We start from the raw sequence: 12,485 nt of genomic DNA on the forward strand, positions 1-12,485 counted from the left end.
GACGAACATGAAGGCATTCCAGGTCAATGCGCCGCTGGACTATCGGATCGCCGACGTGGCGGTTCCCACGGCCGCCCCCGGCGAGGCGCTGGTCCGCGTCGCCTATGCCGGTATCTGCGGGTCGGACATGCATATCATCCATGGCGACAACGCCTTCGTGCGCTTTCCGCGCATCACCGGCCATGAGTTCGCCGGGATCGTCGAGGCGGTGGGGGAGGGCGTCGACGGGGTGGCGGTGGGCGATCGCGTCTGCATCGATCCGGTGATCAGCTGTGGCCACTGCTACCCCTGTCGCATCGGGCGGCCCAACGTCTGCACCTCGCTGGAAGTGATCGGCGTGCATCGCGATGGCGGCTTCGGGGAGCGCGTCGCCGTGCCGGCGGCCAACCTGCACCGGCTGCCGGACGGCCTGGCGCTGGATGTCGCCGCCCTGGTCGAGCCCTACAGCATCGCCGCCAACGTGCTCGACCGCATGCAGCCGCAGCCGGGCGATCGCCTGCTGGTGTACGGCGCCGGGGTGATCGGCCTGACCGTGCTGCAGATGGCGCGGGCCAGGGGGATCGAGGAGGTGATCGTCAGCGACGTCATCGACGAGCGCCTGGCCACGGCCCGTGAGCTGGGCGCGTGGCGCACCCTTGACGGCAGCCGCGACGACGTCGAGGCGGAGGTGATGCGCCTCACCGACGGCGAGGGCGTGCCGCTGATCGCCGATGCCGCCTGCGTGCCGGCACTGCTGCCGCAGATGCTGCGCCTGGCCTCGGCGGCGGGGCGCATCGGCCTGCTCGGCTTCAACCCCACCCCCAGCGACCTGGTGCAGCTCGAGGTGATCAAGAAGGAGCTGACCCTGGTCGGGTCGCGGCTCAACAACCGCAAGTTTCCGGAGGTGCTCGAGCTGCTGGCGTCCGGTGCCCTCGATGGTGCGGCGCTGGTCAGCCATCGGCTGCCGTTCGACGAGATGCCCGGCGCCATCGAGATGCTCGACCACCATCCCGAAAGGGCCCGCAAGGTGCTGATCGAGATCGGCATCTGAGGACCAACGGCATATGCCATGCCGCAAGCACTGCCATCACAACTCACAAACCGCATGTGCAGGAGTCAACGCCATGATCAAGCGACTCATCACCGGTGCCGTACTCGGCGCCGCCCTGATCGGCAGCCAGGCCGCCCTGGCCGCCGACTACACGCTGCGCTTCGGCCACCTGGCCAACGAGCAGAACATCTGGCACCAGGCCGCCGAGAAGTTCAAGGAGGAGGTCGAGGCCAACTCCGACGGGCGCATCGAGGTACGCATCTATCCCAATGAGCAGCTCGGCAGCGAGATGGATGTGATCAACAGCATCCAGTTGGGTACCGCCGAGATGACCATCACCGGCGAGAGCCTGCAGAACTGGGCGCCCAAGGCGGCGATGATGGCGGTGCCCTACGCCTTCCGCGATTCCGAGCATCTGCAGGCCGCGGTGAGTGGCGAGATCGGCGAGGAGATCGAGGCGCAGATCACCGAGCAGGCCAACCTGGTGCCGCTGGCCTGGTTCGAGCGCGGTCCCCGCGAGCTGACCGCCAATCGCCGTGTCGAGCATCCCGACGACCTCGACGGCATGCGCCTGCGGGTGCCCAACGTGCCGCTGTTCGTCGATACCTGGGAGGCGCTGGGCGCGCGGCCGACGCCGATGGCCTTCAGCGAGGTGTTCACCGCCCTGCAGCAGAACACCATCCAGGCCCAGGAAAACCCGCTCAGCCTGATCGAGAGCGCCAGCTTCTATGAGGTGCAGGACTACGTGAACCTCACCGGCCATGTGCGTAGCTGGATCTATGTGGTGATCGGTCGCAATACCCTGGAGAGCATGCCCGACGACCTGCAGCAGGTGGTCTTCGATGCCGCCGAGGTGATGCAGGACTACCAGGCCGAGTTGTTCGAGGAGGACCAGCGGCGTCTCGAGCAGGCCCTGACCGATCGCGGCATGGAGTTCGTCGAGGTCGATATCGAGGCCTTCGCCGAGAAGGCGCGGCCGGCGGTGCTGGAAGCGCTGGATGACGAGCAGCGCGCGCTGTTCGACGCCATCCAGGACCTGTGAGCCATGGGGGCGGGCACGGCGTTGCCCGCCCCGCGAGGGGCACGCCAATGACGACACCCGAACACAAGGCCCTCGAGCAGGAGGCCATCGACAGCCTCGACACCCTCTCGGTGGTGCCCGCCTTCCGAGGGCAGGTGGGGCGCCTGATCGGCTGGATCGATGCGCTATTCACCGGCTTGGCGGTGATGGCCCTGGTGGCGATCGCCGGCACCGTGCTGCTGCAGATTTCCGGCCGCCTGTTCCTGCCGTTCCCGATGGCCTGGACCGAGGAGCTGTCGCGCTACCTGTTCGTCTACATGGTGGCGCTGTCGGCGGGGGTGGTGCTGCGCCGTAACCGCAACGTCAACGTCGAGCTGTTCCATCACTGCCTGGGGCCCCGGGCCCGGGCCGGTTACCAGGCGCTGGTGTGTCTGCTGATCGGCGGCTTCGCCTGGATCGTGCTGCCCTATGCCTGGCAGTACGCCCAGAACGGCGCCTGGCAGACCTCGCCGACGCTCAAGGTGCCCATGCTCTACATCTTCTTTTCCACCGTGGTGATGTTCGTGCTGCTGCTGGTCTACAGCGCCATCGGTTTTCTGGAGGGCATGGCCGCCATGCTGCGCCGGCCCGCCGACCACGACGCGGAGGCACGCTGAATGGAAGTCATCCTGCTGTTCACCACCTTTCTGGTACTGCTGGTCGTCGGCCTGCCGATCGCCTTCGCCCTGGGCATCGCCTCGCTGGTCTATCTGCTGCTGGAAGGCATCTCCCTGACCATCGTGCCGCAGCGCATGTACGCCGGTATCGATACCTTCGTGCTGCTGTGCATTCCCGGCTTCGTACTGGCCGGCAACCTGATGAACGTCGGCAACATCACCGAACATATCATTCGCTTCTCCAATGCCCTGCTGGGGCATATCCGCGGTGGCCTGGGGCTGGCCAACGTGGGGGGATCGATGATCTTCGGCGGCATCTCGGGCACCGCCGTCGCCGATTCGGCGAGCATCGGTTCGGTGATGATCCCCGGCATGGCGCGTTCCGGCTACGACAAGCCCTTCGCGGCGGCCGTGACGGCTGCCTCGTCCACGGTGGGGCCCATCATCCCGCCCAGCGTGCCGATGATCATCGCCGGTTCGCTGTCCGGCGTCTCGGTGGGGCGGATGTTCCTGGCCGGCGCCGTTCCCGGCCTGCTGCTGGGCCTGGCGATGATGATCACGGTGTATATCCTCGCCGTGCGGCGTGGCTATCCCAGGGGCGAGCGGGCCACCTTCCTGGAGCTGCTGCGCGAGGGGCGCACCGCCTTCTGGGCGCTGCTGATGACGGTGATCATCCTCTACGGGATCATCGGCGGCTTCTTCACGCCCACCGAGGCGTCGATCGTGGCGAGCCTCTATGCGCTGGTGGTGGGCATGTATATCTACAAGGGGCTCTCCTGGCGCAAGCTGCCGGGCATCCTCAGCGATACGGTGCTCACCTCCTCGGCACTGCTGCTGCTGGTGGGGCTGGCCAACCTGTTCGGCTGGATACTGACCAGCGAGCAGGTGCCGCAGATGATCGCCGCCCTGATCCTGTCGATCAGCGAAAACCCGCTCATCGTGATCCTGATCCTCAACCTGATCCTGCTGTTCGTCGGCGCCTTCATGGAGACCATCGCCGCGCTGATCATCCTGTTCCCGGCGCTGCTCGGTGTCGCCACCGGTGTCGGTCTCGATCCGGTGCACTTCGCCGTCATGGCCGTGCTCAACCTGATGATCGGCCTGACCACGCCGCCGGTGGGCGTCTGCCTGTTCGTCGTGTCGGGCATCGGCAAGCTGCCGATGCTGACCGTGGCCCGGGCCATCGTGCCGTTCCTGGTCTGCAATATCGCCGTGCTGCTGCTGGTCTCCTATGTGCCGGCGGTGTCGCTGTGGCTGCCGACCCTGATCATGGGCGAATGACCCACTACAAGGAGAGATGATGGCCATCACCCGTTACCCGGCGGCGCCACGGCGTGGGGCCATCGGCATCGTCCATCTCGGCCTGGGGGCCTTCCATCGTGCCCACCAGGCGGTCTACCTGGAGCGCTACCGCCAGCGCAGCGGCGATGACACCTGGGGGGTGTGCAGCGCCAACCTGCGCGGCAATGTCGGCCTGGTGGATAGCCTGGCAGCCGCCGGCCATCGCTATCATGTCGCCGAGTACGCCGACAGCCAGACCGTCACCCTGCGCGAGATCGGGGTGCTCGAGGAGACGCATTTCACGGGTCAGGACAAGGGCATGGGCCGCGACGCCGACGGCCAGTGGGGGCGCGACCTGGCGCCGCTGCTGGCGCGGATGAGCGATGCGTCGGTGCGTATCGTCACCCTGACCGTCACCGAGAAGGGCTACTTCCTCAACCCGGCGAGCGGCGAGCTGCTCACCGACGACCCCATGGTCGCCGCCGATATCGCCACGCCACACACGCCGCGTACCGCTCCCGGGCTGCTGGTCGAGGCACTGGCGCGTCGCCGGGCGGCAGGCCTGGCCCCCTTCGCGGTACTCAGTTGCGACAATATGCCGGACAACGGCAGGCGCACCCGCGCCGCGGTGATCCAGCTCGCCGCACGGCGCGATGCCGAACTGGCCGCCTGGATCGAGCGCGAGGTGGCCTTCCCGTGCAGCATGGTCGATCGCATCGTGCCGGCCATGACCGACGCCGATTTCGCTCGCCTCGCTGAGCTGGGCGTCGAGGATCCCAACGCGGTGGTGGGGGAGGCGTTCAGCCAGTGGGTGGTGGAGGATGACTTCCCCCAGGGCCGGCCGGCCTGGGAAGCCGATGGGGTGGAGATGGTCGCCGACGTCGCCCCCTTCGAGACCATGAAGCTGCGCCTGCTCAACGGCAGCCACTCGCTGCTGGCCTACCTGGGTGCCCTGGCGGGCATCGAGACGGTCTTCGAGGCGGTCAACCGCCGGGACCTGGGCACGCTGCTGCGCCGCTATATGCTGACCGAGGCCGCGCCGACGCTGGCGATGCCCGCGGGCACCGACCTGGCCGCCTATGGCGAGTCGTTGCTGGCGCGCTTCGCCAACGACAGCCTGCGCCATCGGCTGCAGCAGATCGCCATGGACGGCAGCCAGAAGCTTCCCCAGCGCTGGCTGCTCGGCACCCTGGCGCGCCTCGAGGCCGGCCACGACGCCCCCTGCATAGCCCTGGGCGTGGCCGCCTGGATCCGCTATACCGCGAGCCAAGACCTGCAGGGGACCCGCTATCCGATCGACGACCCGCTGGCCGCGCGTTTCGCCGAGTTGCATGGGCAGTATGGCCAGGATGCCGAAGCCCTGGTGAATGCCTTCCTGGCCATGCACGACGTGATACCGCCTGCGCTGGCCCGACAGCCGTCCTTTGTCACAGCGGTGTTCGGTGCCTATCGGACACTGACACGAGAGGGGCTTGCCGGGGCGCTCGCCGCCCTGGAGCGGACCTGACACGAGGAGACCTTCATGGAGCATACCTGGCGCTGGTTCGGCCCGAAGGACCCCATCCGTCTCGACGAGATTCGCCAGACCGGGGCGACCGGCATCGTCACGGCGCTGCACGAGGTGCCCAACGACCGAGTCTGGTCGCTGGAGGCGATCGCCGAGCGCAAGGCGCTGATCGAGGCCGCCGGCCTGACCTGGTCGGTGGTGGAGAGCGTGCCGGTCCACGAGGCGATCAAGCAGGGCCGACCCGAACGCGATGCCCTGATCGCCACCTACTGCCAGACCCTGCGCCACCTGGCGGCCTGCGGCATCGACACCGTCTGCTACAACTTCATGCCGGTGCTCGACTGGACCCGCACCGACTTGCGCTATCGCCTGCCCGATGGGGCCCTGGCGCTACGCTTCGATCAGGTCGCCTTCGCCGCCTTCGATCTGTATCTGCTGGCGCGCCCCGGTGCCGAGGCCGAATACGGCGACGAGGAGCGGGCCGAGGCCCGGCGCTACCTCGACGGCCTGGAGGCGGCCGAGCGCGACACGCTGGTCGATACCCTGATCGCCGGCCTGCCGGGGGCCGAGGAGCACTATACGCTCGCGCAGTTCCGCGACGTGCTGGCCGAGTACGCCGGGATCGACGCCGCGCGCCTGCGCGAGCACCTGGGCTATTTCCTGCAGGCGGTGATCCCGGTGGCCGAGGAGGTCGGCATCCGCATGGCGATCCATCCCGACGACCCGCCGCGCCCCATGCTCGGGCTGCCGCGGGTGGTCTCCACGCCGGAGGACGCCCAGTGGCTCCTCGACGTCGTGCCCAGCCCGGCCAACGGCCTGACGCTGTGCACCGGCTCCTACGGGGTGCGGGCGGACATCGACCTGGCCGCGATGGCGCGGCGCTTCGGCCCGAGAGTCTACTTCGCCCACCTGCGCTCGACCCGGCGCGAGGCGCCGGATCCGCGCTCCTTCCATGAGGCGCCGCATCTCGACGGCGATGTCGACATGGTGGCGGTGATCCAGGCGCTGGTGGAGGAGCAGCGCCGCCGCGAGCGCGAGGGCGGCCCGCGCCTGCCGCTGCGCCCCGACCACGGCCATCACATCCTCGACGACCTGCAGCGCGACACCGCCCCGGGCTATCCGCTCTACGGCCGGCTGCGCGGCCTGGCCGAGTTGCGTGGGGTGGAGCTGGCGGTGCGCCAGCTCACCTGACCCCACCGTCTCTCGCCATGAAGAAGCGGCCCCGCCGATCGCTCGGCGGGGCCGTGTCGTTTGTCGGAAGAGCCTTTACTGGCCGGGTGCGGCGATCTGACCTTCCGACAGGGCCGCGTCGGGGGCCTGCTCCATGCGCCGACGCTCTTCGTTGAGCACTTCCAGTGCCTGCTCGGGCGTAACCCGGGAAGCCGGCGTGAGCAGGCTGACCGCCACCCCGACAACGAGTGCCACCGATACCGCCGGTATGCTGGGATTGCCCCAGTAGGCGCTCCAGTCGGCGCTGGCGATGATCGCCAGCGAGGTGGCCGAGGCGCTGACCAGGGTGGCCACGGCGCCCTGCCAGTTGTAGCGCGGCCAGAAGCGGCCCAGCAGGGCGCAGACGAAGAGTCCGGCCATGATGGTGGCGATCATGCGGGTGATATAGGTGATCACGTTGTCGGAGGTCAGGGCGAAGACCAGCGCCAGGCCGATGGTGGCCACCAGGGCGATCCGCGAGTAGCGCACCACGTTGCGGGCCGAGGGGGTGTGTCCCGTGGCCAGCACGTAGAGGTCGCGCATCAGCGTCGAGACCCCGGCGATGGCATCCGAACTGGCGCTGGACATGGTCGCCGACAGCCCCGCCACCAGCAGCAGCAGGCCGAGGCCCAGCGGCAGGATCTCGGTGGCCAGGAAGGGGAAGGCGAAGTTGCTGTTCTCCAGTCCCGGGTTGAGGGCGTGGGTGGCCATGCCGATGATCGCCGGGATGATCGAGAAGCCCAGGTAGAGCACGCCGGTGATCACGAAGGAGCGACGCACCGAGCTCACCGACTCGCCGGAATAGATGCGCTGGCGGAAGGAGGGGGTGGCCAGCACGCCCACGGCGATCACCGCGGCCAGCGACAGCGCCGGCAGGCCGCCGATCTTGTCGATGCCGAGGAAGCTGGCGGCGCCGGCATCCATGCTGGCGGTGAGGCCGGCGAAGCCGCCCACTTCCACCAGCGCCAGCACCGCCATCAGCAGGAAGCCGGCGAACAGCACCACCGCCTGGACGGTGTCGGTCCAGATCACCGCGAAGTAGCCGCCGATCACGCAGTAGACACCGAAGCCCAGCGCCACCAGGATGCGTGCGGTGGTCAGGTCGATATCGGCCATCCACGACAGGTAGAGGCCGCCGCCGAGGATATGCGCGCCCAGCCAGCCGATGCAGGCGATGTAGATCAGCAGCGCCACCAGGTTGCGCACCAGGCGGTTGGCGCCCACGTAGTAGGCGAGCTCCTCGCTCATGGTCATGAAGCGCAGCTGGCGTACCGGGGCGAAGAGCAGGGCCAGCAGCAGCACGCCCACGGCGCCGCCGATGCCGTAGAGGGCGCCGGCCCAGCCGTTGGCGTAGCCGAAGCCCACCGCGCCCATGCTCGAGCCGGTGCCGACCATGGTGGCCACGGTGGTGCCGATGGTGAGGAAGAGCGGCACGCTGCGCCCGCCGAGCAGGAAGTCGTCGCCGTTGCCGCGCTTGTGGCGGGAGATCCACCAGCCGAAGCCGATCATGGCGACGATGTAGGCCACGAAGGTGGCGAGGAAGATTTGACTATTCATGGTAGCCTCTTGTCGTTGTTTGCCCGGCCGTTACCGCGGCCGAGGGTAAGCAATGTCTCGATCGTCGGCGGGCGTCGTCTGTCAGGAAACATCCGCCGACGGTCTGGTGCCGTGCTCCTTGCCGGGAGCACGGCACCCTCTTCTTCAGGCCCGGTCGGCCCGGAAGCACTTCACGTCCACCTCTACCTTGCAGTCCACCACCAGGTCCTGGACGCTGCAGATGCGTGCCGGCGGGTGGTCGCCGAAGATCTCGCGGAACACCTTGTTGAAGGACGAGAAATAGCGGGCGTCGGTGAGCACCGTGGTGACGTGCACCACGTCCTCCACGTCGTAGCCGGCCTCACGCATGATCGTCAGGCAGTTGTCGAAGGCCAGCCGGGTCTGCTCGATGATGCCTCCCTCGACGACTTCGCCATCGGTCATCGGCGTCTGGCCGGAGACGTAGAGCCAGCCGCCGGCCTCCACGGCGCGGGCGAAGGGCAGCTTCTGGCCGCCGGTACCGACGCCGCCTTCGACGCCGTAACGGGTAATGCTCATGGGGTGTTCTCCATATCGTGTTGGGTCAGGGAATTGGGAATGCGCTGGGTGCGGCGCAGCATGCGCCCGGCGCGCTCGCCGGTGGCCGCGCCCTGGCGGTAACCGATGACGCCGTTGACCACCACCAGCTCGATGCCCCGGGCCGCGGCGACGGGGGTGGCGTAGTCGGCGGTGTCTTCCAGGGTCGCGAGATCGAAGAGCGTCAGGTCGGCATAGGCGCCCGCGCGGATCACGCCGCGGTCGATAAGGCCGAAGTTGGCCGCCGAGAGGCTAGTCATCTTGCGTACCGCTTCGGTCAGCGGTATCAGCGCCAGGTCACGGCTGTAGTGGCCCAGCACCCGGGGGAAGGCACCCCACAGCCGCGGGTGCGGATGGGGGTCGTTGGGCAGGCCGTCGGAGCCGACCATCGACAACGGGTGGGCCAGCACCCGGCGCATGTCGTCCTCGCTCATGTTGTGGTAGACGGCCCCGGCCGGCTGCAGCCGCTCGGCGGTCTCCAGCAGCGACAGGTTCCACTCCTCGGCGATTGCCGTGAGCGGGCGGCGCGCCTGCTCGGGATGCGGCTCGGACCAGGTGATGGTGATCTCGATCTCGTCGGTGACCTGGCCCAGGTCGAGGGTCGAGGAGCCGGCGGTATAGGGGTAGCAGTCGCAGTGGGCGCGCTGGTGGCGGGCCGCGTCCTCCAGCTTGGCCAGGGCGCGGGGGGCGCCGCCCCAGTTGCCGGCGCCGGCGCACTTGAGGTGCGAGATCACCAGCGGTACCCGGCCGTGGCGGGCGGTGGCGAAGGCCTCGTCCATGGCGCCCGGCAGGCCGGCGAACTCGTCGCGGAGGTGAGTGGTATAGACGCCGCCGGCCTCACCCACCGCGGCCACCAGCGGCTCCATCTCCGCCGTGGGGGCGTGGAAGGCGTTGCGGTAGGCGAGCCCCGAGCTGAGCCCCAGGGCGCCCTCGTCCAGGGCCCGGCGCAGCAGGCGTCCCATGGTGGCGATCTCGGCGGCGCTGGCCGGGCGGGCGAAGTCGTCCATCACCTGGCTGCGCAGGCTGGTGTGGCCCACCAGGGCGGCGACGTTGACGCTGGGCGCCGCCGTGTCCACCGCTTTGGCATAGGCGGCGAAGCTCGGGTAGCGAAAGTCCTCGACCCGGCCCAGCAGGTTCATGGGGTCGGGGACCTCGCCTGCGAGGGTCACGGGGCTGGCGCTGATGCCGCAGTTGCCCACCACCACCGTGGTCACCCCCTGGGAGAGCTTGGGCAGCATTTCCGGGGTGCGGATCACGTTGGTGTCGTCGTGGGTGTGCACATCGATAAAGCCCGGTGCCAGATAGCGGCCCGCGGCGTCGATGACGGTCTCGGCCTCGGCCCCGGCCCCGGCCAGCTCGCCCACGGCGGCGATACGCTCGCCGCGCACCGCCACGTCGGCCCGGAAGGCTGGGTCGCCGGTACCATCGAGGATCCGGGCGTTGCGGATCAGCAGGTCGTAGGTCATCTCAGTCTCCCAGCGGCTGGCGGTTGTCGCCGCCGCGGTGGGCGTCCAGGGTGAGTTTCAGGCGGCGCAGCTTGTCGCGGCTGCGTTCCCGGTGGCGCAGCGCCAGTTCGAGGGCCAGGACATCGATGGCGGCGAGCATGGCGTAGCGGGAGGCGGACGGGTGGTAGATGAAGTCGGTCTCCCGGGCCGCCACCGGCAGCACCACGTCGGCGGTCTCCGCCAGGGGCGAGCCCTGGGCGGTGATCGCCACCACCTGGGCGCCGTACTGTCGGGCGATGCGCGCCGACTCCACCATCTCCGGCGTGTAGCCGGTCACCGAAAGCACCACCACCACGTCCTCGGGCTCCAGGGTCGAGGCCACCATGCGCGGCAGCAGGGCCTGGGGATAGGCGCTCACCGCATAGCCCAGGCGCACCAGGCGGAACTGCAGCTCCTGGGAGAGCATGCTGGAGCCGCCGCCGGCACCGAACACCAGGATCTGGCGGGCGCCGTCCAGGCGGTCCGTGGCCCCGGCCACGTCGGCCTGGGCCATCAGCTCGCGGTTCAGCGCCAGTGTCTGGGTGGCGATCTCGTAGACCGCGCCGGGGCCGTCCTCGGGGGCGGCCTCCTGGATGAAGCGCCGGCCGGCGGCCAGGGCGCGGGTCAATCGGGTCTTGAGGTCGCGCACATTGGTGCAGCCCACGGCGCGGGCGAAGCGGGTCACGCTGGCGTCGCTGACCCCGGCTCGGGCGGCGATCTCGCTGATGGTGGCCTCGGTGACGAAGTCGATGTCGGCGTAGATCAGCTCGGCGACCTTCTTCTCGGCGTCGCGCAGGCTGGCGAAGTTCGCCGTGATGCGCGACAGGATGTCGATCTCTTCTTGGCTCACTGGAGGGCTCCTGTGACTTGCCTTGGCTGAAAAGTATGTTAATTTCTAACCAATCGTCAAGTATGTTTGAAAATATCCGACATGGCGGGCGGACCGCCGCCAGGAGGGGAGGGAGCGATGAGCGAAGCGAAGATGTGCTGCGACAAGGGGACCGAGGAGGCCGGGCCCGAGCTGTTGGCGGGGGTCAGCCTGCCGGCGGCGGTGCTCCATGAGGCGCCGCTGGCCCACAACCTGACGTGGATGCAGCGCTTCGCCGAGGCCCATGGCGCCCGGCTGGCGCCCCACGGCAAGACCACCATGACCCCGGCGCTGTTCCGGCGTCAGCTCGAGGCCGGCGCCTGGGGCATCACCCTGGCCACGGCGCCCCAGTGTCGCGCCGCCTTCGTTCATGGGGTGACGCGGCTGCTGATGGCCAACCAACTGGTGGGCGAGGCCAACATGGCCATCGTGGCGGATCTCCTGGAGGCGGGTGCCGATTTCTATTGCGTGGTGGATGGCGCCGAGAACGTGCGCCAACTGGGGCGCTTCTTCGCCGCCCGGAGGCTCGAGCTCCAGGTACTGATCGAGTTGGGCGTGCCGGGTGGGCGCTGCGGCTGCCGCGATGCTGCTCAGGTCGAGGCGCTGGTGGCGGCGATCGCCGAGGAGCCGGCCCTGAGGCTGGTGGGCATCGAAGGCTACGAGGGCATGATCGCCGGCGGTGACGAGGTCGCCGCGGTACGCGCCTATGGCGAGCGGTTGGTGGCGACCGTCCGGATGCTACGCGCCAGCGGCGTGCTCGAGAGCGAGGCGCCGATCGTCACCGCGTCCGGCTCCAAGTGGTTCGACCTGATCGCCGAGGCCTTCGACGAGGCGGAGTTGCGCGAGCACTACACGCCGGTGCTACGGCCGGGCTGCTATGTGGTGCATGATCACAAGCTCTATGCCGGCGCCATGGCCGATGTGAAGGCGCGCCATCCGCACCTCCAGGACGAGTTACGGCCGGCGCTGGAGGTCTTCGCCCATGTGCAGTCGCTGCCCGAGCCGGGGCTGGCCGTCATCGCCCTGGGCAAGCGCGATATCGGTCACGAGCCGGATCTGCCGCTGCCGCTGCGGCTCCATCCGCTGGTCTCGCAGCCGGCGGCGGCCACGACGCCGGTGGACATCAGTGCCTGGCGCACGACGCATATCATGGACCAGCACGTCTTCCTGGCGATTCCGCAGGATGCCGAGATCGCCGTCGGCGACGTGATCGCCTTCGGCACCTCCCACCCCTGCCTGACCTTCGACAAGTGGCGCCGGCTGCTGCTGGTGGACGAGGATCTCCGGGTCAAGGAGAACCTGGCGACCTGCTTCTAG

Annotated in this window: 11 protein-coding genes; 7 read left to right on the forward strand and 4 right to left on the reverse strand. The window is 68.9% G+C overall.

Going from position 1 to position 12,485, the window contains the following annotated elements; all coding sequences use genetic code 11:
- The first annotated feature begins 7 nt into the window (after positions 1–7).
- The 6 genes from C1H66_RS12135 (at position 8) to uxuA (ending at position 6,686) form a co-directional block, all read left to right on the forward strand.
- Positions 8–1,030 carry a Zn-dependent oxidoreductase gene (locus C1H66_RS12135; protein ID WP_102628146.1) on the forward strand — a complete coding sequence of 341 codons (1,023 nt, stop codon included), beginning with the start codon at positions 8–10 and terminating at the stop codon, positions 1,028–1,030.
- A 73-nt stretch (positions 1,031–1,103) separates the two neighbouring features.
- Positions 1,104–2,072, forward strand: coding sequence for a TRAP transporter substrate-binding protein (locus C1H66_RS12140; RefSeq protein ID WP_102628147.1), 969 nt, complete (start codon positions 1,104–1,106; stop codon positions 2,070–2,072).
- A 47-nt stretch (positions 2,073–2,119) separates the two neighbouring features.
- Complete coding sequence (locus C1H66_RS12145; protein WP_102628148.1) at positions 2,120–2,707, forward strand: TRAP transporter small permease; 588 nt, start codon at positions 2,120–2,122, stop codon at positions 2,705–2,707.
- On the forward strand, positions 2,708–3,988 hold the full coding sequence (locus C1H66_RS12150) for a TRAP transporter large permease (protein WP_102628149.1): 1,281 nt from the start codon (positions 2,708–2,710) through the stop codon (positions 3,986–3,988). It abuts the gene before it with no gap.
- A 16-nt stretch (positions 3,989–4,004) separates the two neighbouring features.
- Entirely contained in the window at positions 4,005–5,495 is a 1,491-nt protein-coding gene (locus tag C1H66_RS12155) for a mannitol dehydrogenase family protein (RefSeq protein WP_102628150.1), read from the forward strand.
- Between the two features lie 15 nt (positions 5,496–5,510).
- The gene (gene uxuA, locus C1H66_RS12160; protein ID WP_102628151.1) at positions 5,511–6,686 is read left to right on the forward strand and encodes a mannonate dehydratase; all 1,176 of its coding nucleotides are present in this window, start codon (positions 5,511–5,513) and stop codon (positions 6,684–6,686) included.
- A 75-nt stretch (positions 6,687–6,761) separates the two neighbouring features.
- Here uxuA and C1H66_RS12165 read toward each other — a convergent pair whose 3' ends face one another.
- From C1H66_RS12165 to C1H66_RS12180, 4 genes are all read right to left on the reverse strand, one after another.
- Positions 6,762–8,261, reverse strand: a complete 1,500-nt coding sequence (locus C1H66_RS12165; RefSeq protein WP_102628152.1) for a sodium:solute symporter family protein — start codon at positions 8,259–8,261, stop codon at positions 6,762–6,764.
- Positions 8,262–8,405: 144 nt separating this feature from the next.
- Complete coding sequence (locus C1H66_RS12170; RefSeq protein WP_102628153.1) at positions 8,406–8,798, reverse strand: RidA family protein; 393 nt, start codon at positions 8,796–8,798, stop codon at positions 8,406–8,408.
- Complete coding sequence (locus C1H66_RS12175; protein WP_102628154.1) at positions 8,795–10,282, reverse strand: N-acyl-D-amino-acid deacylase family protein; 1,488 nt, start codon at positions 10,280–10,282, stop codon at positions 8,795–8,797. Before C1H66_RS12175 ends, C1H66_RS12170 begins: the two co-directional genes overlap by 4 nt.
- Position 10,283: 1 nt before the next feature.
- Positions 10,284–11,150 carry a MurR/RpiR family transcriptional regulator gene (locus tag C1H66_RS12180; protein WP_102628155.1) on the reverse strand — a complete coding sequence of 289 codons (867 nt, stop codon included), beginning with the start codon at positions 11,148–11,150 and terminating at the stop codon, positions 10,284–10,286.
- Positions 11,151–11,267: 117 nt separating this feature from the next.
- Here C1H66_RS12180 and C1H66_RS12185 point away from each other — a divergent pair, with 117 nt between their 5' ends.
- The gene (locus C1H66_RS12185) at positions 11,268–12,485 is read left to right on the forward strand and encodes an amino acid deaminase (protein ID WP_240618295.1); all 1,218 of its coding nucleotides are present in this window, start codon (positions 11,268–11,270) and stop codon (positions 12,483–12,485) included.

It is taken from the genome of Halomonas heilongjiangensis (assembly GCF_002879645.1).
GTDB classification, from domain to species: Bacteria; Pseudomonadota; Gammaproteobacteria; order Pseudomonadales; family Halomonadaceae; genus Halomonas; species Halomonas heilongjiangensis.

Coding starts and splice junctions, on each gene's coding strand:
- C1H66_RS12140 (WP_102628147.1), top strand. CDS start 1,104: ATGATCAAGCGACTCATCACCGGTGCCGTACTCGGCGCCGCCCTGATC.
- C1H66_RS12165 (WP_102628152.1), bottom strand. CDS start 8,261: ATGAATAGTCAAATCTTCCTCGCCACCTTCGTGGCCTACATCGTCGCC.
- C1H66_RS12185 (WP_240618295.1), top strand. CDS start 11,268: ATGAGCGAAGCGAAGATGTGCTGCGACAAGGGGACCGAGGAGGCCGGG.
- C1H66_RS12135 (WP_102628146.1), top strand. CDS start 8: ATGAAGGCATTCCAGGTCAATGCGCCGCTGGACTATCGGATCGCCGAC.
- uxuA (WP_102628151.1), top strand. CDS start 5,511: ATGGAGCATACCTGGCGCTGGTTCGGCCCGAAGGACCCCATCCGTCTC.
- C1H66_RS12145 (WP_102628148.1), top strand. CDS start 2,120: ATGACGACACCCGAACACAAGGCCCTCGAGCAGGAGGCCATCGACAGC.
- C1H66_RS12170 (WP_102628153.1), bottom strand. CDS start 8,798: ATGAGCATTACCCGTTACGGCGTCGAAGGCGGCGTCGGTACCGGCGGC.
- C1H66_RS12155 (WP_102628150.1), top strand. CDS start 4,005: ATGATGGCCATCACCCGTTACCCGGCGGCGCCACGGCGTGGGGCCATC.
- C1H66_RS12150 (WP_102628149.1), top strand. CDS start 2,708: ATGGAAGTCATCCTGCTGTTCACCACCTTTCTGGTACTGCTGGTCGTC.
- C1H66_RS12175 (WP_102628154.1), bottom strand. CDS start 10,282: ATGACCTACGACCTGCTGATCCGCAACGCCCGGATCCTCGATGGTACC.